General features: G+C 64.1%; 14 protein-coding genes. 6 read left to right on the top strand and 8 right to left on the bottom strand.

Going from position 1 to position 23,369, the window contains the following annotated elements; genetic code table 11:
* Positions 1–176: 176 nt before the first annotated feature.
* Positions 177–1,937: an AIPR family protein gene (locus IW245_RS38565; RefSeq protein ID WP_197007984.1), complete on the top strand. Its 1,761-nt coding sequence runs from the start codon at positions 177–179 to the stop codon at positions 1,935–1,937.
* Between the two features lie 837 nt (positions 1,938–2,774).
* On the opposite strand, the gene IW245_RS38560 is transcribed toward IW245_RS38565, so the two are convergent.
* On the bottom strand, positions 2,775–3,755 hold the full coding sequence (locus tag IW245_RS38560; protein ID WP_197007983.1) for a hypothetical protein: 981 nt from the start codon (positions 3,753–3,755) through the stop codon (positions 2,775–2,777).
* Between the two features lie 989 nt (positions 3,756–4,744).
* Between IW245_RS38560 and IW245_RS38555 the strand changes: the two genes are divergently transcribed.
* The 3 genes from IW245_RS38555 to IW245_RS38545 are packed head-to-tail and all read left to right on the top strand — an operon-like array spanning position 4,745 to position 7,690.
* Positions 4,745–5,704 (top strand): ABC-three component system protein, encoded by a 960-nt coding sequence (locus tag IW245_RS38555; protein WP_231399079.1) that lies wholly within the window; start codon positions 4,745–4,747, stop codon positions 5,702–5,704.
* The gene (locus tag IW245_RS38550; protein WP_197007982.1) at positions 5,701–5,970 is read left to right on the top strand and encodes an ABC-three component system middle component 6; all 270 of its coding nucleotides are present in this window, start codon (positions 5,701–5,703) and stop codon (positions 5,968–5,970) included. Before IW245_RS38555 ends, IW245_RS38550 begins: the two co-directional genes overlap by 4 nt.
* Positions 5,945–7,690: an ABC-three component system protein gene (locus IW245_RS38545; RefSeq protein WP_197007981.1), complete on the top strand. Its 1,746-nt coding sequence runs from the start codon at positions 5,945–5,947 to the stop codon at positions 7,688–7,690. The genes IW245_RS38550 and IW245_RS38545 overlap by 26 nt, the downstream gene beginning before the upstream one ends.
* A gap of 430 nt (positions 7,691–8,120) precedes the next feature.
* Here the strand turns inward: IW245_RS38545 and IW245_RS38540 are convergent, their stop codons facing one another.
* Entirely contained in the window at positions 8,121–9,170 is a 1,050-nt protein-coding gene (locus IW245_RS38540; protein WP_197007980.1) for a hypothetical protein, read from the bottom strand.
* 699 nt (positions 9,171–9,869) lie between these two features.
* The gene (locus IW245_RS38535; protein WP_197007979.1) at positions 9,870–11,324 is read right to left on the bottom strand and encodes a DUF8370 family protein; all 1,455 of its coding nucleotides are present in this window, start codon (positions 11,322–11,324) and stop codon (positions 9,870–9,872) included.
* A 297-nt stretch (positions 11,325–11,621) separates the two neighbouring features.
* Here IW245_RS38535 and IW245_RS38530 point away from each other — a divergent pair, with 297 nt between their 5' ends.
* Positions 11,622–12,083 (top strand): hypothetical protein, encoded by a 462-nt coding sequence (locus IW245_RS38530; protein WP_197007978.1) that lies wholly within the window; start codon positions 11,622–11,624, stop codon positions 12,081–12,083.
* A gap of 685 nt (positions 12,084–12,768) precedes the next feature.
* Positions 12,769–15,366 (top strand): hypothetical protein, encoded by a 2,598-nt coding sequence (locus tag IW245_RS38525; protein ID WP_197007977.1) that lies wholly within the window; start codon positions 12,769–12,771, stop codon positions 15,364–15,366.
* Positions 15,367–15,375: 9 nt separating this feature from the next.
* On the opposite strand, the gene IW245_RS38520 is transcribed toward IW245_RS38525, so the two are convergent.
* The 5 genes from IW245_RS38520 to IW245_RS38500 all read right to left on the bottom strand — a co-directional run bounded on the left by IW245_RS38520 (position 15,376) and on the right by IW245_RS38500 (position 23,300).
* Positions 15,376–16,389: a UDP-N-acetylmuramate dehydrogenase gene (locus tag IW245_RS38520; RefSeq protein ID WP_233472970.1), complete on the bottom strand. Its 1,014-nt coding sequence runs from the start codon at positions 16,387–16,389 to the stop codon at positions 15,376–15,378.
* A 70-nt stretch (positions 16,390–16,459) separates the two neighbouring features.
* The gene (locus IW245_RS38515; RefSeq protein WP_197007976.1) at positions 16,460–16,642 is read right to left on the bottom strand and encodes a hypothetical protein; all 183 of its coding nucleotides are present in this window, start codon (positions 16,640–16,642) and stop codon (positions 16,460–16,462) included.
* A 225-nt stretch (positions 16,643–16,867) separates the two neighbouring features.
* Positions 16,868–21,187, bottom strand: a complete 4,320-nt coding sequence (locus IW245_RS38510; RefSeq protein ID WP_197007975.1) for a caspase family protein — start codon at positions 21,185–21,187, stop codon at positions 16,868–16,870.
* Positions 21,184–22,032, bottom strand: a complete 849-nt coding sequence (locus tag IW245_RS38505) for a hypothetical protein (RefSeq protein ID WP_197007974.1) — start codon at positions 22,030–22,032, stop codon at positions 21,184–21,186. The genes IW245_RS38510 and IW245_RS38505 overlap by 4 nt, the downstream gene beginning before the upstream one ends.
* 179 nt (positions 22,033–22,211) lie before the next feature.
* Positions 22,212–23,300, bottom strand: coding sequence for a hypothetical protein (locus IW245_RS38500; RefSeq protein ID WP_197007973.1), 1,089 nt, complete (start codon positions 23,298–23,300; stop codon positions 22,212–22,214).
* Positions 23,301–23,369 lie beyond the last annotated feature (69 nt).

Raw genomic sequence — 23,369 nt, 5'->3', positions numbered from 1 at the left:
CAGCTGGATCTACGTCGGCTGCGCCATGAGCTGGGTTGACTCCGTGCGGTTGGCGGATGCGACACGACCTCACTCGCGCCGCGTCTGTGAACTCGCGACGATCATCTGGAACAATCGGCGACGCCGCGAGCGGACACGTTCCTCAAGGGATGCGTGGACCGATAGGCTTCCAGCCCATGACGGATAACGAGGTAGTGCTACTCGACCAGATTCTCGCAGGTCGGCAGCAAGAGCGGGTCAAGGCGATCCGAGATGATGAGGCATTCGAGCTGTTCGCTGCTGAGCAGGCGCTACATGGTCGCGAGCTGTCATCAGAGGAGATCGCCGACGGCACCATCGGTGGCACCAACGATGCCGCACTTGACGGGGTTTTTGTGTTCGTCGGCGGCACCTTGTTGTCTGAAGACAGCGAGGTGCTTCAGAGCGACTTCAAGATCGCCAGTGTGCCTGTCGGCGTCAAGATTGAGGTGTGGTTGATCCAAGCCAAAAGATCAACTTCTTTCACTGAGACTGCGATCGAGAAGGTCGCTGACGCTTCCCGGCGCCTCCTCAGACTCAGCGAAGAGGAGCAAGACCTGCTCCAGCTTTACTCAGGAGCCGTGGTCTTACGCACTGGGTTCTTCCGCAAGGCACTCAGAGTGCTTGCCGTCAGACATCCAAAAGTCGAGGTCCATTTCGTATACGCGACTCGCGGACGTACTGGGGGAGACAACGCGATCAACACCAAGGTCAAAATCAAGGCCGAAGAACTCGAACGACAGTTCAGTGAGGTAGTACTCGGATCAACAACCGGATTCGTCGAGTTTCTCGGCGCCGCAGAGTTGTGGCGACGGGCAAGCACCGTCCCGTCCTACACAACAGAATTGACGTATCAGGAGAACGCCACTAGCGGAAACAGCCATGTCGCCCTCGTCAAACTGCGTGACTACGTATCCTTTCTTAGCGAGCAGGACGGCTCGTTGCGGCGACACATCTTCGACTGGAACGTACGCGACTACCAAGGTGACGTCGAGGTCAATCGGGAAATCCATGAATCTCTCCTCGATCCCGGAGCTCCAGAATTCTGGTGGCTGAACAATGGCGTCACCATCGTGTGCTCAAGAGCAACAGTAGTCAGCAAGACGTACTCGATGGACGACGTTCAAGTTGTCAACGGACTGCAGACCTCGCACACGATTCACAATGCGCTGCGGTCAGTTGAGGAAACCCACTTCGCGTTTGACCGCACCGTTCTGGTGAGAATCCTTGTTACCGGTGACGATCCAGCCACCAGGGACAAAGTCATCCGAGCCACGAACCGTCAGACGACGGTTCCAGCGGCGTCGTTGCGAGCCACCGACGACATCCAGCGAGACATCGAGGCATACTTTCTTGGGCACGACTGGTTCTACGACCGGCGAAAAAACTTCTATCGCAATAGCGGGAAGAGCGCCGAACGTATCGTTAGCATCCCGTTACTCGCCCAAGCGGCCATGGCTATGGGGCTGAGTAGACCAGATAATTCTAGAGCTCGCCCTTCCAGCTTGCTCAAGCGGGATGATGACTACAGGAAGATCTTCTCAAAAGAAGTTCCGGTAGAGGTATATTTGTGGCTCGCCGAGTCCCAGAAGGCCGTGGATGCCTTCCTTTCTTCAGCTGAAGTGGGGTCCCCGGCTGCAGAACGAAACAATCTCAAATTCCACCTTGCGATGGTTGCTGCAACGAAACTGGTCGGCCGGCCGATCCATTCACTATTGCAACTGGAAAGGGCGGCCAAGGACAACATACCCATCACAAACGCGGGCCTCGACACTTGCCTGGCTTTCCTTCGCGATAGCTTTGCGAAAGCCTTAAAGGAGACCGGCGGCACAACCGACAAGATTGCAAAAGGACCCGCGTTCGTGGATAGCCTTGTATCCCAGATGGCAAAAGAACTTAGTTCCGGACCTCCAAAATAGCTGGGGTGAGTTACCGGGCGAGGTGGCGGCCGCGATGCCAATCAATTTATCTGAGGACCTACACGGCCTGCTCGACAATCGGCCCGACGGCCCAAGCCTCGCCCGAGTCAGGCCGGGCGGGATCCGCCCTCCCCCGAGTCAGTGGGTGTGCGCCTGGATCGACCGGCCAGACCACCCACGCAGTTTCGGCCACACAGAGTCAGGCCGGCCCCGGTCGCTCGGCGCACTCCATAGTGGCGTCCGTCATAGCCGACCCCGCGCAGTGAGTGATCGGACCGAGCTGTACGCTGCTTGAAGTCGAGTTGAGGGCGCGGGATCCCGCAGGCAACAACTCCTCGACCCAAGATCACACTTTGTGAAAGTTTTCACAAGCTGATATACCTCTTCTCACCGGATGACGCCGCGACCGTCAAGTCTCCGTTCCTCAGCGCCACGTGGGTGAGGAAAGGAGGTATCCATGGGTCGCACTCGACGGAGAGCCCGCCGAGAAGTCGCAAGACCGTCACCTGGGAGAGCAGAGCAGGTAGCCGTACTTCTGACGAAGTTGGCAACACTGGCCGCCGCGCTCACGGCGCTAATCAGCGCCGCCAAGGGATGTGGCCCCACCTGACGGTGAGGCCACAGTGGGGTCCCGTCGCGGTTCGCGGCCAGGCGAGACCTCATCCTCTGACCCGGAGACTACCTCAGCAAGCGCGATTCCCAACCTACGGTCGTTGTTGCGCGCTCCCCTCCACTTGGCCGCTGCGAGCCGACGTCGAGTGCCCTTCTGCAGGCCTGGGCGCCTCAGTAGCACTTCTCCGGCACTCCGAGTCCGCAGGTGGGCACTGCGGCGCCACCCTAGGCCGTCAGTTCGGTGACGTCCACAGCGCGGATGAGGCTCGCGATCTCGGGCTCGGACGTCAGGTCGATGGGTTGCATCTCGCGGGCCTGGCCGCGCAGCTTGACGAGGAGATCAGTCGAGGTCTCCGTCGCGACACCGATGGCTGACGCCGTGTCCCATCGGACGCCATCGAGAGCCTGACGGGAATACCGGCCCGCCATGACGCAGTCAAGCTTCTTACGCCCGTAGGCGTCTATCCCCATGTTACGGAGCACCACTACTCGCGCCTGCCGGATGGCCGGAGCGACGGCGAACGCCTCTCTGAGGGTGACGATGAGGCTCCCACAGACGAACTCAAGATAGAACGAGGCGCGGGTTGTCTTGCTGACCTTCTTGAAGGTCAAGTTCCCCGCCTGTGTGGTGGAGGGCATCTGTTCGGGCACGATGTCGTCCGCGGGTACCAGAATCACCAGTGCGATCTCATCACCCTGGACACCGACAGCCGCAGCAGGTGCCTCATTGTCGTCGAATGCTTCCGCCAGCGTCTCCATCACGACCTCGGGGTCGTTGTCACACAGCAGCTTCCACCGTTCGTCCAGCTGCTGTTGCCAGCGCGCCTGCTCAGCCGCGAGCCTGGCGCGCTCGACCTGGACCCCCTGCTCCGTGGCACTCGCCGCACGCTGTTTGGCAGCTTTACGCTCGGTGCGCTTGAGCCAACCGATCCCGGCGAGGAATTGCTGTTCGAACTGCTTGTACATCGCAGCACGGTTCGGCTCAGGTGGTGCTGGTGCGATGGGACGTTGCGCCGAGGCGAACCCTGACCGATGCACGTTGACCAACCCAGCGAATGACGCCGCCAACTGCTGAGCCAGCATGGCCTTCGCCGCCTGCTGCTGGGCCCGCTGGGCCTGCGCGGCCTGACGCTGATAGCTGGCCACGGACGGGCGGCGCGCACCACCACGGCTTCGACCCCCACCGAGCGAGGTGTAGAAGCCCACCGGGCCCACACCACTGGAGAAGCCTGTTCTACCTCCGCCGATGTGCACGCGAGCCCCACGCGGCCCCAGGCTCGTGCGAATCCCCCGGCTAGATGCGCGAATCCTGATACCCGGCGCGACCTTGAACGAAAAACCCATGACTGGACCATCCTCCAGGCTGGCTGACGGCCACCTCGCCACTGCACCGGCGCATGAACGGCCGCACCGGCACAGCAACGAAAGCGGGCCTGTTCCGTAGGTCTACCGCCACCAGCCACCGAGTTCTATCGTCTAGCATCCCACGCTCGGTGACTCTTGCGGCACCGAGCGAACGTAGCTCACGGCGCGGAGCAACCGAATCGTCCGTTCAGCCCACTGCCTGTCGCTTTTCGTTTCCCTGTCGGCTCGAGGTGCCGATGCCGAGAACCGGGATCGCTGCGAGCGCACGGGACTCAGGCTCCACAGCTACCCAGAGGCGCCAGTTCAGTGCACTCCCTCAGCTGACGATCGCAAGCAAGCGCACCCACGTCGGCAGCCAGAAGCAACAGCTCGGCCATCGGGGATCTTGACGGCAACCATGTCCGAGGGGTGCCGCGCGAACATCGGTCCCATCCGCAGCAGCCGCTCTCCGCAGAACGCCCGCGCGGACTCACCCACCACGATGAGTGCCCCGCGTCCAACAGCCACCGCGCCGTGCCGCTGTCGCCAAACCGACAGCTCTGGCATGTGCAGATGAGAGCGCGCCGGCTCAATGACACCTTGGTAGATCATGGCGGCCGGCTCGCCAGGCAAGACTTGCAGGCATCGCTGTTCATGGCCGTGTAGCAGGGCGGCGGCCTGCGGCAAGACCGAGCCGCACGATTCGTAGTAATCTGCACTTTACGTGCCATCAGCCTGCAGGAAGGATGCCTGAATATATGTCCCGCCGTGCTCCTTTGAGGGTTTCGGGCCTTCACAGTGGATGGAGCATCGGTTACCTTCAGTGTTCAGGTGTCGGGCGGAGGGGGCGCATGAACGGCCTGAACTTTCTGGAGAAGATGTATGTGAAGGCCCTGTTCCGTGATCGGATGGCCGACCTTCACGGCAGTGCCTTCGAGTCCTTCTTCCAGAACGTGATGTCGCTTAGCCACGACGACTTCGTCCCCGTCCGAACGCACGGAAACATCGGCGACTTGTCGGCCGACGGGCTGAGCCTGCACAGCGGCAAGCTCTACGCGTGCTACGGCCCTGAGGTGTTTGACGCCAAGAAAGTCGAGGAGAAGTTCGCCAGCGATCTCGAAGGCGCCATGTCCAAACGCGGCGGGGAGTTCACAACCTTCGTCTTCGTGCACAACGACACCCGAGGTCTGCACCCGAAGGTCGCTAGCCTCTTGGCCCAAGCCCGTCGAGACCACGTCCCGCTCCTGTTTGAGCCGCTGAGCCCCTCTCAGCTTCGACAGAAAGTCCTTCGTCTGCCGCGGGGCGAGGTCGAAGATCTGTTCGGCGCCGAGATCCCCGTGCACGACGTCGCATACGGCATCGGCCTAGCAGACGTGAAACCACTTCTCGACCATCTGGTGGAGAAGCGAACTCCCGCCAATAGGCAACACCGCCCGCCGAACCTGCTGCAGGTCTCCGATCAGAAGATGGAGTACAACCGCCTCAGCGAGGATGAGCGCGAAACGCTGCGCCTGGCCATGATGCACACCTATCTGCTCGACGACTACTATGACAACGTCGCCGACGTCACCGCCAGAGACGACGCTGCAGATGGCTTCCGCGCCTACTACCAGGAGCTCGCCGAGGTCTGCACCACCCCCGACCAGATCGTCTACGAGCTGGGTCACTACGTCCTGGGGAACCTGCGAGCCGACCGGGCCCGCGAAAGGGCACTCGACGTGGTACTCGCGTACTTCTTCGAAACTTGCGACATATTCGACGCGCCACCGCCCGGCTGGGCGCCCGCGCTTCGGGAAGCCTCGATGTCATGATCGTGCCCACCAAAGGCATCGCACCGCAGCGCTCCCTCCTGGCGGTCGGGGCGCAGATCCTCCAGATTCTGGACGCCCCGTTGACGGTGAGTCAGACATGGAGCCGGCTACGGCAGTGGCGTGAGGACCACGGCCATGCAGCTCCGGTACCGTTCTGGTGGTTCGTCCTCGCACTGGACTCCCTGTACGCGTTGGGCGTGGTGGACATGCGCAACGAAGTCCTGGTGAAAAGGAGGGCAGATGCTACGGCGCCTCAGCTCCAATGACGCACGCTTCAAAGCCCTCTTCTTCCATGATGGGTTGAACATCCTCGTCGCGGATACCACCAGGTCCTCCACCGAAACCGACAGCCGCAACAGCGCCGGCAAGTCGAGCATGGTCGAGCTGATTCACTTCCTGCTCGGCGGAAGTGGTGACAAGAACTCACTCGCCGGGCACCCGGAGCTGCGCGCCACAACGTTCCGCCTTCATCTGGACTGGCCCGGCATGGCCGATGGCGTCACCGTCGAGCGGAGTGCCGCCAACCCCAACACGGTACGGTTGACACCCCGACCTGACGGTGCGGCACCAGGCCAACTGGATCTCGGTACCGCGGTAGAAGTCCCCCTCGATGAATGGCAGCACCTCATCGAGCACAACCTCTTCGGCTTGCCCTCTGAACACCCTGGTGTCTCCGGACGCGCTCTCCTCAGCTTCCTCATGCGCAGAGCCCGAGCGCATGCCTTCAACGAACCGACAAGTACCTTCCCCAAGCAGTCGGCCTCCGAGGCGATGACTAACCTCGCCTACTTGCTGGGCATCGACTGGAAGCTGGCGGACCGATACCGTCAACTGCAGGCCCGGGAAAACGTCAGCAAGCAGCTCAACAAGGCAGCATCTGACCCCGTCCTGGGAAAGGTGATCGGACAGGCGGCCGAACTGCGAGGACAGATCGCGCTCGCAGAACACCGAGTTGCCGAGGTACAGCGGCAGATCGACACCTTCCGAGTCGTGCCCGAGTACGACAACCTCCGAGATCGGGCCGATGAACTCGACCGGATGATCCGTCAGTCACGCAACGACGACGTCATCGACCGGGCCAACCTTGCCGACATCGAACGAGCCGTCAACGAGACCACCGACCCCGACCTGACCTACCTCGAGGCGACGTACAACGAACTCGGCATCGTCCTCAGCAATCAAGTCCGCCGCAGCTTCGCCGACGTCAAGGCATTCCACGGCTCTGTGGTGCGCAACCGTCGTCAGTACCTCGCAGCCGAAATGGCCAGCATCCAGGACCGGCTCACACAGCGCGAGACAGAGCGCTCGCGTGTGGGCGAACACCTCGCGCAGACCCTGCGCACCCTCAACGAAGGCGGCGCGCTCGACGCACTCACCACTCTCCAGCAGGTGCTCGCACAGGAACGAGCAAACCTCGGAGGGCTACGCCACCGCTTCGAAGCCGCTCAGGCCTTGGAGTCGAACAAACTACAGATCAAGCAGGAACGCGTCGTGCTGCAACAGCAAATGGAAGCAGACCTCGGCGAACGTGGAGTGATCATCGACGAGGCAGTGGTGCTGTTCAACAGATTCGCCCGCGCACTCTATGGCCACGATCGCGAGGCGTACCTGCGACTGGGGACCTCCGAGCGCAGTCTCAAGATCGAACCCCACATCGCCAGCGACAACAGCGGCGGCATCGGCAGCATGGTCATCTTCTGCTTTGACCTGACCCTCGCGGTGCTAGCGAACCGAGCCGAACGCGCGCCCGACTTCCTCGTCCACGACAGCCACCTGTTCGACGGTGTCGACGAACGCCAAGTCGCCCGAGCATTGAGTCTCGCCAACGAGGTCTGTACCCAAGAACACCTGCAGTACATCGTCACGCTCAACTCTGACGAGCTTGCCAAAGTCGCGCATCGCGGCTTCGATCCAGCCGGCTGTCTGCTCGAACAGCGACTCACCGACGAATTCGAAGGCGGAGGGCTGTTCGGGTTTCGTTTTTGATGTCGAGCGTCGGATGAGAGACCTGGCCCCCAACGAAGGCCGAGGCGGATCGCTGCAGTGGCGCCGTCATGTCACGGTTTGGCGGGCTTGGCTGTCCACGAGCGTGGATTGGAGTCGTCCCAGCCACCGCTGGATGTGAAGGTCGCCGCTCGACAGCCCCGCTCCCGGTCTCGGGTGTCATGAACCCACTGTGTAGCACCAACCGGCATCACGATCGCCCTGCCGCACCGGCACGTTCGGTGTTCCTCCTCAGCCTCGAGGTGGGCGAGGACCGCCGCCAGCCGTTCAGCAATCTCGACACCGCTGATCCTAGGGTTCTCAGCCACCTCTCCCAGCACGTGTCGATAGGCGAATCTGAACTGATCTTCATGAGTGATCGACTGCATCGAACTGCTCCTCGCACGTTGCGGCGGTAGCTGCGGAGGCCAGGCTATGAAGGAACCGAATCCGGCCTGAACTGCGATGAACGTGGCCACTGCGCCGCCTCTGGGAGCAGGTCAAACACCCGGTCCATCGAGCCAGGCTCGTACACGGTTTCCGCGTCAGCGATCTCGGTCCAGTCAGAAACGGTGACCTGGAACATCCACAAAGCGTCCATGTCGAAGTCTCCGAACGCCTCCGGGAGATCCTTCATCTCCGCCGTCGCTTCCTCGACGTCGAATCCATCTCTGCCACTGCACGCTTGGAGGTAGAAACGGGCAGCCTCGTCGAGCATGATCAGCTCTGCGATCGTATGCGGCACTGGAACCCGGCCCTGAGCTAGTTCGTCGCACAGGTCCGCACATGCCTGCGCGAGCCGAATAAAAAACTGCGGAGGCTGGGCGATCAAGGAACCTGGAAACCCAACCGCGGGACCCTCGATCCCCCACATCAGATCCTGGGCATGATCGACGATCGACCCGGCTTCTTCAGCCAGTGACTTGTAGATGGCCGAGGCCCAGCGCGGTCCGATGACGTCCACGCAGCACACGCATGGCTCCTCATCGTCTGCCAGATCCTTGGTCTGACAAGTACACGACCCGCCGGGCCCGCAATCGCTTCGACCCCGAGCGCCGGCCTGCCCCGCCGTATGACTGGCGCATCCCTCACATGCGTCGCATCCACCGTCTGGGCAGCCTGCAGACGGGTACAATCCGGCCCAGTCAATGTCGGCGTCCGGATCGGGAAGCTCGGGGACATCGAGCGTTGTGATGAACAGGGACGCCAGTGCATGGCGCGCGTCGGTCCTGTCCACGCGTTCGCCACGCGCCCGTTCCAGGCTTGATCTGACGCTGGATGGCAACGCAGCCCAGAGACCTGAAAATGCCTCTTGCCCAGCTTCAGGAGAGTTAAGAATGTTGCAGATAGCGACAGCATCATGAGGCCAGTCGACGGTCGCGACCGCGTCGACCTCGTTCCCATTGCCCTTGTCCACGATGGCCATCACCCGGGACTTGGTGGTGGTGTGTTGCGGCACGAACGCCAGAACGATTCTGGGCATGACGGAGTTCCTCCAAGATCTGCACAAAGGCAGCTGGCGGCAAGGATGGGGATCTTGAAAGCTTTGCGCTGGTTGTCCTGGTGCTACCAAAGACTCCGCTTCGCAGTAGCGCAACTGTAACACGGTCCATCGACAACGGCAATCGCTCCTCGCGCATCGTGTTCCCTGTCTTCGAGGCAAGATCCTGATACCTCGGCACTGACCGCTCAGCCAGATTCATACTTTGCCAGCCTGATCGTGTGACTCGACGGATCACGATCCCTGTCCCCGATGACGTCGGCGAGCAGTTCCACGCTGTCTCCGAGCGCCAGGTCCCGGCCTCCGTGACCACCACGCTCCGGGCCCGCTGTAGCTCTGAAGATCTGCACCTAAGCCCTCTCGATGGCCGGGCATCGCGAGTCCCCCTACGACCCGGGTCGGTGCCGCGTCCTGATTGGCGTCCGCGCGGGTTGCCCCGAGGAACGCGACGCCGGAAATCGCGGCGCTGACCGCTCGGTTCGGTTTGCCCGTCGAGGAGCTGCGCACCGGTCTCGACGCCGCCGACAGCAGGTGAGCGCTCGACCGTTGTTCGTGCTCGACACCGAGGCGTGGTTGGCCACGTCCAGGACGTCGAGAAAACCGAACAAGTCCTGGTCGGCGCGATCAATGCTGGACAGACCGTTCGGGAAGAATGCTGACGAGGGCAAGTCGATGGGGCCGTCAGAGTACAGAAGCGGAGGCTTTAGGGCGAGCGTCGACAAAATGTGGTGTGACGGTGTGCCCGGACAGGGCTTCATAGGTCGCACAGGTCTCGCAGACGAGCATCTTGCGTTTCTCCGACAGTTCATCGTCGGTGAAGCCGACGCACACATAGTAGGCGCTAGTGACCCGTTCACCGGCCAGGTACTCTGGGAGTTGCGCCTCGGCGCCCTGGCGAAGCTTGCGGCTGGACATGAGCTTTACCTCCAGCAGTGCCCGACGCTTCCAGCCGGCGGAGAATTTGAAGTCGACTGGGCCCCGCCCGACGTTGGCCTCCCGGCTGACGTCGACGTCCGAGCGTTCACACAGAACCATCCACAGCTGTCCGGCAACCGCCTGGACGATCGGCTCCTTCCGGTGCCGGGTGAGCTCATCGTTCCAAAACACCCGCCACAGGTCGCTGTGCTCGACGGCGTGGGCGAAGCGCTCCACCAGCGACCCGAGCCAGGCATGAAAGTCCTCCGGGCCAGGCTGATCGGCCGGACCAGCGGCCTGAGCCTCGGCCCGGCCTGCCGCGCGGCCAGCCTCGTACCACCCAACGAGCAAGTCCCGGTCGGCTTGGACGTCATAAGCAACAGCGTCAGTGCGCTCGGCGACCTCGTCTAGGTACTCGAACGCCATCTCGGGGCGGTGAACGGCCAGGTCCCGGCCCCGTTCGGCCCGCTCCTTGCGGTTGAGCTCCTGGGCCAGGTCATAGTTGAGGTCCTCGCGCAGCTCGCGGTTGTGAGCCGATTCCGCCCAGGTGTAGAAGCCGTCGGCGGTGACCCGCTGCGGGATGTCCTGCAGGAACCGATCCGGCGTCAGCAGCACACCGCTTTCGGTTACAGGACTACGCGGGAGCATCAACCGGGCGTCCGACCACCGGCCCATCGCGACGTTCCAGGAAGCATTGCGCACCGCGACCTGCTCGACCGGGACACTGAGCTGCTGGCAGACCTGCTGGGTGTAGGTGACGAACGTGGACTTCAGGATGTTGCAGAGGATGTCGCTGATCCGGTCTACGCCCAGCCCCGGCACAAACAGCGCGAACATCTCCACGTAGTCCACGCGCCGCTCAACCGCGCTGCTGATCGCCTCCAGCGCCGCGGCCATCTGCACCGCGTAGTGCTCGGCGGTACCCGCGCCATTAGGCGAACCCATCGCCAGTCCGAGCGCGAACTCCTTGGGCTCCGGGAACGTCAACAGCCGAACCGCCTTATCCCAGGCACGCCCGTGCCGGCCAGCATCCGCCCGGATCAGGTCCCGGCACATCGCGAAGAACGCGACCACCTGCTTATGTGCCTCGGCGAACAGGCCCTGCGTCTCCTCGAACACCAGAAACGGGTCGACGTACAACGGGGTGTCCTCAGTCAGGACAGGGTCGAACCAGTCATCGCCGTTGCCGGGGATGACGCCGGTGTGGGTGCTGAACCGCATGCCCGCCTGCCCTTCGCCGAACTGAGCCCATCTTCCCAGCTCGGCGCGCCCTGCGAAGCTGTGGCGCTCACCGTTTCGGTTGAGAAGCCGACCATCAGTTGTCGAGTCGGACCGCCCGTGGGCCTCCCCTCGGGATGCATGGCGACGGTGCGTGCGTCCAGGTCGCGCCGGTTCCATCCGCGCCGGGCACCCGAAGTCGACCAAGAGCAGCAAGCTCACCGCGACCGCTAACCCCTCGACCACATCGTTTGTAGATGCAGCGGTGAGCGAGTTGCACCCTGCCATACGATCAAAGTCGTGAATCTTACTGATTGGGCCAGCATCGCCACGATCGTCGGATCGGCATCCACAGTGCTCCTCGCGGGTGTCGCGATCATCGGCGGCACTGCCGGTCTCGGCGATTGGCGGGCCAAGCAGCGTGCGCAGAAGGAACTGGCTCAAGAACAGGCTGAAGCATTACGACTCGATCGCCAGCGGCTGCTGCTGGGCTGGTCTCCAAACGGAGTAAACGTGTACGGCGTGAGCCTCGTCACGACACCGGCTGAATTTGCGCAGGCGCAACGGGAACTCTCCGCCGATGAACCCAGCGAATACGTCTTCCTGCGCGTCGTCGAAAATGACCTAAGCAATGTCAACCGTGCACATAGTCTCCGCCAAACTATTGCCCACGAGGGCTATCTCGCCAAAGCGCCAAGCACTGCCGAATACGAAGCGCTCGAGGCAGGGCGACATCACCTAAATGGCGCGTCCACTAGCTGAGCGAGCCAGCTAGGCAGCGTCAACCTCCACCGCCGACCAATGCCTTAGCGTCTGAGCGGGCGAACCCAGCACGACACCTGGGCCGACGGTTCGTTCCAAGACCAACCGCGGAAACGGCCTGAAGGCCAAAAACTTCACCGCCCCAGTTCGGGAACACGCGCCGAGCGGTGCTACCGTCAACGCATGAACACCTACGCGATGCGTAGGTCTCACAAATTCAGTGTCGAGGTCCCCCCTCGGACACCAGTTCTAGTGAAAGCCCATCATCGATGGCGGTCGAAACTTGATTTCGACTGGCTTTGGTGGTGGGCTATACATATACCCCACCTCGGCGTATCAGACATTTCGCCCTCCGCGCTCGACGGGCCCCAGTCCACACCCCAGCCGGCCCTACCCGCCTCACCGCCGAGACGCGCTTACTGCCGGGTATCGCGCGCCCGACCGCTCGGAACGCATCACCGCGTCTGATCCGAAGCCCGCCCCGCGAGGCTTTTCGTCAGTACGGGTTCTCAACGCCGACGTACACACCAGGCCTGGCACTGAGCAGTCGGATGTGTCGGCCATTCGTCACGAGATGTGGTCCGCGTGGCTCATCGCGCACAGGGTGTGAGCGGAGTACCGTTGGGCGCTCCACATAGGAGCACATAGCCAACATTTCCGTGATGTCCAGCCGGAAGCAGGCCCCATGGGTGACACCGATCGAATGAAGGTTCTTCGGGTTTCTTTGTGGCTTTGGGATGATCTCCTGAATGGCGGAGACGGCAGTTTGTTTCCCCCGGAGAACCGCGAGATCACGTTGAGAACCGTCGGTGGATATCTGATCGGCGCTGATTCCCGCATACGACCCGCCGCTGAGCTGCGCACCTTCCTGAGAGCCTGGCTACAGCCGCTCGACGGTCGATCAACCGCGTCGAGCCGCCTAACACATGATCTTGAAACGTTCTTCGCCTCCTGGGGACTGTCAAACCGCGCCACCGCGCTCGAACGGTGGCGCGCACTCGGCTCACCGGTGCGGATCGACCCAACTCCCTATCTGAAGCGTGCGACCGGATGGGGCGACAACAAACCCACTTCCGATGGCCACTTTCGCTACGAGCACCTCGAGGCCGCCGAGCTGTACCCGGACAGGGCGGCCGGACGTCTGGTGGACGACGGCGTGGCCCAGCTGCTCAACGTCGGGCTGGCGTGGGGCGAGCCCAAACCCGGCCGCCTCGAGATGGAGATGCGGCAGTGGCTGACACCTCGGGTCGCCAGTCAGCTCAAACTCTTCGATCAGAGCACCCAGGGGAGCCCTGGAACCCCCACCACGGAGGTCACCCGGCTCGCGTTCCTCCTCGCCGTTGGCGCGGCACTGAGAAGATACGTGGAGTTCCGCCCCGACCGGGCCCGGCCGGAGGACGCGGTCTTTCTCGCCCTCGCCACCGACCTCGAGTCCGACTGGTCCAACCCCCCGGAGCTGGAAGAGTTGATCCAGCTGAGCGTGGATACCGACCTCCTGGGGGCCCATGGGGATCAGGGACCACAGGAAGACCTCGGCGTTGAGTTCGCGGACTTCCGCGCCGTGTTCCGGACCTTCGCCAGGACAGGGCGCGACTTCGGGCTCGCGCCTCGGCCCACGTCGGCCTTCGGAGAGGACGCCGCGCTCTGGACCTCGCGCCGCTTGGCCATCATTCTCGAGTTGGCGATCTCGGACGTCCGTGTCGGCTCCTCTGAGCTGCGTTCGCCGGTCGCTGACCAACTCGCCTCCCTGGTCGACAGGCTGGTGGACACGATGGTTCGTCAGAAGGACACCAGTGAAATGCTCGAACTCCAGAGGGAACTGCGCTCGCGAAGCGTCAGCCCTCCGGGGAGGAACTCCCCCCAGGAGTCCGGCACCTTCCTGCACGACCTCCTAGCCAGGCTGACCGCGAGCGGCAGGAAAGGGACGACCGCCCTGAGCAGGTCGGACACGCCAGCTGACTGGAAGTCCATCGACATGCTGGTGTTCAACGCGACCAACTATCTCGCCGGAAGCGGACGGCTGGGGCCTGAGGGGCTCCTCAAGTCGTTCGCGGCCGAGCTTCCCGCCGCCGTGACCGCGCTGACATCGGGCAAGGACGGGGTGGCGGAACTCGCCCTCCCGCCGGTGGACGCCCGATGGCAACTTCTAGAGGCCAGCGGCAGAGCCTTGATCAGCCGCCCTGACGCGGTGGGCAGCATTGTTGTGGCGGGTTCATTCGCCGAACTCGGCTGGTTTGTCGCCAACGAACAACCGCCACACCGCATGCGGGAGATATTCGATTCCGTGCAGCAGGAGCTGCGTTCCTTGAGCAACGGCCAACTGGCGTTCGATCTCGCCGGCACGATCACACGGATCCTTCGTGCGCGGCCATTGGCCGACAGCAAGAAAGCCAATTTCCACATCGCGCAACGAGTCGCCGACGAGTCGGTGAAATATGGCGCCTGGGTCCTGCGCAATGTGGTGCGGACCGAGCACGCGCTGACCGTGAGCCGCGTCATGGCCGCGCTGACAGGACTGCAACTGTCCCTGCTCCAGGCGGGAGGCGTCTACGTCCGCAGTGCGGAAACCGAACTCATCGTCGAGATGGGCCAACGGGTCAACAGCCGAGCGAGGCAGTGGCACCCTGAGTACATTCGAGATCTCGCTACCAGCGCCTACACCTTCACCAATCTGGCTGTCGCCCGGCTGCACGAAATCCGCACCGCACACAAGGCGGGCCTCGTGACGTTCCGTGAACTCAACTACCCCACCACGGCGGCGGCGTCGACCGCGTCCATGGGTATGCGGACACTTCTGCTGTGGGCGACCATGCACCTGGCATATCCGGACCGCCAGCCACGCGAGGTGAGCTTGTTGGTTCAGAGCGTCCCCGCCCAGTTCTGTGACATGCTCAAGTTGGAACACCTCAGCAGCCTAAATTTCGCCGAAATGACCCGAATAGCAATGTACTACGCATTCCTCAGTGGTGACTTCAGCCACCCCGCGCGTGGCGCCCGAACCTGGCACCCGGAAACGCCACCGCACCTGAGGCCCACCGCGGGCGCACTGCTCGACCTCGATGCCTGCGATCAGTACCTGATCGAGAAGGGCTTCGACACAGGGATTCTCGACGTCCTGCATGTGGATCGGATCTTCCGGCTACTCAACGAAACCAGCGAAGGACGATACAAATCCTGGCGCGACAACGACGCGAACCCCCTCAAGAGAAAGCCGGAACGGTTCACGCGGGGACCTACGCATATGGCCTTCGCCCAGGCCTGGGACACGACGCTGAACCTCTGACGTGGATCCTCAGAAGGAACAGTTCACCAGGTCGCACTCGGGGCCGAGCCTGATGTCGAACACCGCCTCGACCCCCTCGCGGATATGCGCGGCGAACTTCATGATGTCCGCCGTGGTCGCGCTACCCCGATTGGTGACCGCGAGCGCGTGGCGGCTGGAGAGAGCCACCTTCCCGTTGCCCCACTGGTGACCGTAACCGGGCGGGAAGCCCGCATGGTCGATGAGCCAGCCCGCGGAGAGTTTGGTGCCCTTGATATCGAAGTACTGGGGGCACTCGCTCGCCCGATCCGGCACCTTCTCCAGAACCGGGTTGATGAAGAACGACCCGACACTCCACGTGTCGTGATCGTCGGGGTCAAGCACCATCCGCTTGTTGCGCCGGAGAGTCAGGACCGCGTCGCGCACGTCCGCGACGCCCGCGGTTCCGCCCACCTCGATACCCAAGGTGCGGGCGAGTTCGGCGTATTCAATCGGGTTTGACTGATCACTCCGTCGCAGACGGAACGTCACATCCACGACGACCCACCGGTCGCTGTGCTTGAACACGGACTGCCGGTGGCTGCCGAACCCACAGCGATCGGGGGTCCACCGCTCCAACTGCCCGGTATGGCGATCGAATACGGACAGGGAATCGATCAGGTCGGACGTCAGGGTGCCGAACGCGCCCACATTCTGCACAGGGGTGCCGCCTACCGAACCCGGGACGCCGGAGAGCGGTTCGAAGCCGGCGAGCCCGGCTCCGAGGCTGGTGAGCACGAGACTGTCCCAGTCGACGCCGGCTGCGGCCGTGACCAGTTCACCGTCGATGTGAAGCTCCGACGACGCGACCTTGATAACCGTCCCATCCCACCCGATATCGCCCACCACGATATTTGATCCGCCGCCGATCACCAGCAAGGGGTCTTCGGAATCGTCGACCTTGCGGATGAGGTCGACCAGCTCGGGGGTGGTCTTCGCGATCTCGAGTCGTCCGACCGGCCCACCGACTCGCATCGTGGTGAGTTCAGCAAATGTCGTGGTCACGACTGATCAGCTTACTCACTCGCCGAAAAGTGCGGACCCGGTGGCTGGTAGAGCCCCGGCCACCGGAAGGTCAGTCGCGGGCCAGCGGCGATGCCGACCGGACATATCTCGCCGCGGTCTCCACCGCGCTCTCGTGGATGGCCCGCTGGTCGTCGGCGGGGATCTGATGCCGAGTGAGATCGGCGAGGATGTTCGCCGGCCATGACGTGAGGTCGACCGGCTCCCGACCGTGCACCTCGAAGAACAGTTCCACATCCTCTCGGCCAGAGTGCCGGGCCAGGTACTCCTGAACAACAGCGACCAGCGCGTAAGCCAGTGCCCGGGTCGAATTGTTACCCCTTTCCCCTAAGCCTTCCCTATCCGTCATTTCCTGAATTCGCCCCCGAAGCTCCGCAGCCTTGGCCCTCGACCTCGCGCGCACGTCATGATCATTCATCGGGGTGGCCGCCTTCTCTGGTCGCGGTGTCGTCGGCGCTGGTCACGCCTGGGGTTGGGACGATGGCCACCAATACGGGCCGGTGGGAAGGTCTACGTGCGCCAGGAAGTCGTTGCCTGCCAGCGCGACACTCGGGCCACCGCTGTCCGCCGTGACGACAGACACAGCGGTGACGGCAACCGGGCATGGCAGCGGCACCCCGATCGGGGCGCCATCGGCGAGATCCCAACACCGGACCGTGCCGTCGCCACCACCACTGACCGCGACCACCCGCCCATCACCCAGAACCGCCGTCGCCACACACCGCACCGGCAGCACATGCCCGACCAACGGCTCACCGACCGGCGCACCATCAGCGAGATCCCAACACCGGACCGTGCCGTCGCCACCACCACTGACCGCGACCACCCGCCCATCACCCAGAACCGCCGTCGCCACACACCGCACCGGCAGCACATGCCCAACCAACGGCTCACCGACCGGCGCACCATCAACGAGATCCCAACACCGGACCGTGCCGTCATCGCCACCACTGACCGCGACCACCCGCCCATCACCCAGAACCGCCGTCGCCACACACCGCACCGGGCCACTGTGCCCGACCAACGGCGCACACGCCGGCGTGCCATCGAGGAGGTTCCACACCCGCGCGTCGTGCCAGCTCGCGGCAACCACAACCCGCCCCAGGCCCGGCAGGTCCGCCACGGCAACCGCCATGACAGGTCCGTGCCCCTTTCCGTACGGCTGACCCAACGGCTCCGCGGTGTCCAGCCTCCACACGCGCACCGTCGTGTCCCAGCTACCCGTGACCGCGACAGCCCCGATCCCCGGCACCGTTGTCGTCGCCACCGCCAATACTGGCCGGTCGTGGCCGACCAGCGATCTGCGCGACGGGTCGTCCGCGAGGCCGCCGACCCACACCTGGTCGTCGCGGCTGGTCAACGCCACGAGCCCCTCGGGCAGAACCGCGGTGGCCAGCGCTGTGGCCAAGCCCTCGTGGACTGGGCGATCGTCGCTCGCGGAAAGGTCGGCCAGGTCCCACCTTCTTGTCGTCGCGTCCCAACTCCCGGTCACGGCCACGACCCGCTGCCCGGGCAGAGTCACGACAGTCACGGACGTCACAGGACGGTTGTGGCCGGCAAGGACGCGGCACGTCGCGGCATCGTCGCTCAGGTGCCAGAGCCTCACTGTCGTGTCGTCGCCACCGGTGACGGCGACCGCCTGGTCACCGTTCAGCACGGCCATCGCCACCGCTGTCACCGGGCCGTCGTGCCCACTGAGCGGTTCGCCGACCGAGCCGCCGTCGGCCAGGTTCCACAGCCGCGCCACGCCGTCGTCGCCTCCGGTGACCGCCACAGCTCGGCCGTCCGGCAGCATGGCGGTCGCGACCGCCGTCACTGGGCGCTCGTGTCCATGGAGCGGTGGACCGACGGACGTCCCGCTGGTCAGATCCCACCTTCGCACCGTGCCGTCGTCACCGCCCGTGACCGCCGCCATCCGGCCGGGCAGCGCCAACAACGCCACAGCCAGCACCGGACCGTCGTGGCCGCCGAGCGGTGCTCCGACGGGCACCGCCACAGCGCCATCGATGTCCCACACGCGAACCGAACCGTCATCGTGTCCGGCCACCAGCCCGAGCCGACCGTCCGGAAGGATCATGGTCGCGAGCGACCTGAGTTCCAGCACGAACGGTTCACCCATTGGTGTCGCCGCCTCAAGATCCCATACTCGGACGGTCCCGTCCCCGCCGGCGGACACCAGCACAGCCCGGCCATCGGGAAGAATGTCGGTGGCGGCGGCGAAGACCGGCTTGGAGTGCCCGACCAGTGGCCTGGCCGAAGCGGGACCGGTCGCGATGTCCCATAGCCGCATTGTCGGGTCTACACCCGCAGCCACGATCAGGGATCGCCCGTCCGGAAGAGTGGCAGCGGCCACCACCGACACGGGCGCCGCGCCCCTGGCAATGATCTCACCGCTGTCGCGTGACGGGCTGGCCCACCGAACCCGCCAGCTGCCCTTCGCCAGGGCATCCGGCAGGACGATGCCGTCCACGGCTGCCCACATCTCCAACGCGGCGGCATTGTGCCCAGGACTCTCCCAGTCCCACTGGTGGCTGACCTTGCGGATGACGGACAACAGCGACAGTCCTCTGCCGGCCCGCCCCACCGGGCTCTCCTCCGCGATCCGTCGCAGTGCGACGACGTCGACATAGGGCAGCAACTGATCGGGAATGACCTGGTCCGTCAGAACGCCGCCGGCATGGGCGTGTTCAGCGAGGTGCCGCCGCAGGTACGGCTGAGGTGCCAGGTCGTCACGACCCGCCCGTGGCTGGGTCGCGAGGCGGGAGAGCTCCAGCGCAATCCCACCCTCCACTGCCTCGATGGACTGGTCCGCCCCTGCAGGCCGAACCTCCTGCGGCAGAAGGTCTTGCCAACGGTCGCGCAGAGTTGTCCGCAGCGTGTCATGCCGCAACCGGTAGACGGTGGTGTCGTCGTCGGTGTCAGTCACCAGATATCCGGCCACCCGCGACTCCAGCAGTCGGCGGACGTCCTCATCGCCGTAGGTGTGGTCAGGATGATTCGCGACCGCGTGGGTGACCAACGGCCAGATTCTGTTCCAGGGCAGCCCACGGCCCTTCGCGAACGCGACCGCCCGCAACAGGTGCACAATCCGCTCACGGCTCACCTGGTCCGGGAATGATCTCTCCAGATCATCACGGAACACACCGATGATGTCGTCGTCGAGAGACGCCCGCCAGGCCGGGTCGTCGACGTCCACGGGTTGTTCGCGGGCCGCGAGCGAGGTGGCGGCCCGGTTGGCGAACAGAAAGGAGGTACCCGCCTTCTCGGCGATCACCTCGACAAACCCGCGCACCGCGCCTGGGTCTGCCCGCTCCAGCGGTGAGCCCCCGGTCTCGACCAGCACACGCGAGATGTAGGTGGCGAGGTCCGTCGGCTCCCACAGCGGGGGCCGATCGGCGCGGAGCCGGGCTGCTCCCAGCTTCGTCTCCGCGAAATCTGCGACAGTCCTCGCCAGCGGCGCGGCGGGCGCCCGTTCGTCACTCTCATACGAACGCACACCGACCAATAGCCGTACCTGCCGCGGCAGGGGGGTGCGGCGTTCGAGCTCCGAGAGGACGTCCGTGATCAGTTCCTCGGGATCCTTGGCCTCGTCGAGTGCGTCCACAACCACGGTCACGGGTCTGCCGTGGGAACGCAGCCATTCCGACCATGCCGCGAGCAGGTGCGGCACGGCGCCTTCGCCATCGTGGTCTCCCAGCGGCACCGACAGTCCGCGACAGATCTTCTCCAAAACCTGATACGGGTACATGCGCGTCGCGCGCACCGCTACATCGACGGCACCCCTCTCAGGACGGAGCCCGTCGGGGACGTCGGCCACCTCCTCGACGGCTTCAGCGAGAAAGTCCGGATCAGACAGCGAGACGAGCCAGGACAGGGCGGAGGACTTCCCACAACCGGCGCTACCGGTGAGCACCATCGTGCTGGGGGCCGCGGCGGTGAACTCGATCAGGCGGCTCATGAGGATCGGCCTGCTCTGACTCGCCGCGAATTCCTCGACGCTCATCACGAGGTCCTGACGCGCGTACCGCGCCGTGAATCTGGGCCGGTAGCGGGGATTGGGCAGGCACGGACTGAACGTCCTCCGCGCGGACAACGGCGCGTGCAGAGGGACGAGTTGCTGGCCCGCTGGTAGCAGCATCGCGACGGCGTCCAGGAACTCGTCCACGCGAAAGTACGGGCCGTGGCTGAACTTGTCGATGGTGGCCGCCTCGGCCAGAAATTCGGCGACAGCCGAGGTCAGTCCCCCGACCAGCGCCTCCTCATTCTTGGTCGCACTCGCCAGGACCAGCATTGACTTGGCCGGATCGTTGTTGAATCGCGCGATCTCGGCGGCGGCTCCGCCCGAGAAGCACATGTCAAAGATAACCATGACATGCTCCGCGCCCTTTTCGGCCAGCACCGCCATGATGTCTGCGGTCTTGATCGCGGTGCTGTTGATCCGGGCTATCTCCGTCGCTTTCAGCACCGTCCAGTGCGCTGCGTCGTCCCTATATCCGTGCCCGGTGACGAAGACCACAACGGCATCGGACGTGGTCCAGGCAGTACCTGAACTATATAGAAATGTTTGAATTTCGGTAAGCGTGGGGCTCTCGGCCAGTTGGGTCTCCGACGGGCTGAACCGACGGGCGCCGAGCTCCTCGTCGCACAACCACCCGCTCATGGACGCGACCTCATCGCCGACTCCCGGCAGCCGCGACCACATCGACGCATCGTCGTACTCGGAAGTGGCTATGGCGACGAAGTGCCGGTGGAGGATCTCCTCATCGATCGAATCGCTCACAGAGCGGCCAACTGGGGCGCCGCCGCGACCACCACCTCTCCCGCTTCCCTCTTACTGAGGTAGCGCAGTGCCGAGTGGGCGTCACCCTGGTTGTTCACCGACACCTCGCCGACCCCTGACCACCAGTGACGCAGATCCCCGGCGCAAGCGACCGGATCGTGGGGATCGCGCAGATTCACCCACCTGGACACATGGGAGGGCCGCTCTCCGGCTTCTCCGTCGAATTCCGGCAACCGGCTCCGCACCATGCGCAGCCCCAGGGGGGAACCACAGGTGAGAAGGAGATCCAGCGGATGGTCCGGATTCTGCCGAACGTATTCCCAGGCGACCACAGAACCCAGCGAGTGGGCGACGATGATCCTGCATGTCGGCCCGACAGCGGCCGCCATCGCCGCATCCACCCTGGCCTTGATGTCCTTGTCGTACAGATATCGGCGAACCTGACGCAGCTCACCGAAATACAGTCTCCCCGTGAGCGGGCCGAACCGCTGGTCCAACGCCCGTAGCGCGGGCTGAAGCGCGAGAGGAGCTTTCGTGTACGCCTTGGCGTCGTCGACGTCCTGTTCGACTGGCACCACCTCAGCCGCGGCGGCCATCAGCTCGGAAACCTCGTCGTCGGACAGATCGTCCAGTAGACGTTCATCGGGATCGACCCCGGATTTGCCGGATCCCGAAGGTGTCAGAAACACGTCACCATAGAAGGCCATGTCCAGAGGCGGCAGTCCGTGTCGCCGCCCAGTAGCGCGCTCGATGCCGTCGGCGAGGGCGCGCTGCCACGGATCGATCAGTTGATGGCGGCCCAACTGCTGTTTGGCGATCCCGTGAACGCCGACAAGAACCGACACGGCTTCCTCCCGCGGATGTTCGCATGGGGATGGAGTTCGACGCGGATAAATGCGCCATGGTCATCCTGGCACAGTTTTTACCCGTTGAAAATCGTCGAAAGAGTTCGGAGGGATGTGGAATTGTGAACCAGACTCAGAAACAGCGGGGAGCCTACTGCATCCCATTATGCCTGGCGGATTCACTCCGCCCGGGGAGGACACATCAGAGTCTCCGCGGCGGCATCCAGAAGACGGCGGCCGGAGCGGACCGCCGACAGCGTCTCCTGGAGCAGGTTCTCCGCCGTCTCCAGCCTGTCGCCCCACTCCGCCCCGAGACCGACGGTGTCGACCTCCACACCGTGCGGCAGGTTCAGCCGCCGGATCCCGTCGAAGTTCTGGAAGGGGACGAACATCTGCGTCGTCACCACCAACACCCGTTGGCCCGGTCGAGGGTCGGCGCACCGGGCCCACAGCGCGAACGTGTCGGAGGTGTCGGGACGGCGCGGCGGACGGCTGGTGCTCGCCGACAGCACCGAGCCGACCATGTGACCAGCCCGGTCGAACAGTTCGACCTGTCGTTCGTGCGTATAGGCGGGCGGGGTCTTTTCGACACCGTCAGCGCCCCGGTGTCGCCAGGCCGGACACGTGAGATCCGCCGCCACGCAGCCGCAGAGGAATGTGACCTCGCCAGTGGTCAACCCGAACTCGGTACGGGCAGCGCCCATCATCAGGTCGAATTCGTCGTGGGCGCCAGGCGCGAACCCCTCGACAACCGGCAGCTCCGCCGGGTCGTCGATCAGGAACCGCGGACTGCCGAGAAAGCTGAGTTCGCCCAGGTCCACGCCCGCCGCCTGCACCTGCGCCGCGTACCGGGACCGCAGTTGGGGAGATCTGTAGCCAGCGCCCAGGACGAGCGTCTTGTCGTAGCGGCTGAACCGCGCGGGCCGCGGCGTCACCAGCCCGAGTTGGTCAGCGAGGCGTGCCACCCGCTCTCGGCGTTCGGCGTCGAAGTCCGCGACGCCGGCCTGGGACCGCTCTCCGTACTGCTTGCCGTCGACAGAGCGGAAATCGAAGTCTGCGGCGGCCATGTTCTCCACGACTACGGCTCTGCGCATGACGTCCGCCTGTGCGGGTGACAGTCCCTTCACTGCCTCGACGCCATCGTCACCGGGCACCGGATACCACTTTTCCGGCAACTTCCCCCCGAACTCGGCGAAGAGTTCGGTCATCGGCTCGCTGAAGAGCCAGGACTCGACCAGCGAGAACGCGAGAGCGGCTCGTTCCACCATGGTTCCGCACGGTGGAATAGAGGACTTCATCCCGTTCTCTGTCACACCCAGCACCGTACACGCGAACCA

It is taken from the genome of Longispora fulva (genome assembly GCF_015751905.1).
Lineage (GTDB): Bacteria > Actinomycetota > Actinomycetes > Mycobacteriales > Micromonosporaceae > Longispora > Longispora fulva.
The sequence above is the reverse complement of the archived record's forward strand: the minus strand, read 5'-3'. Positions and strand labels throughout refer to the sequence as shown.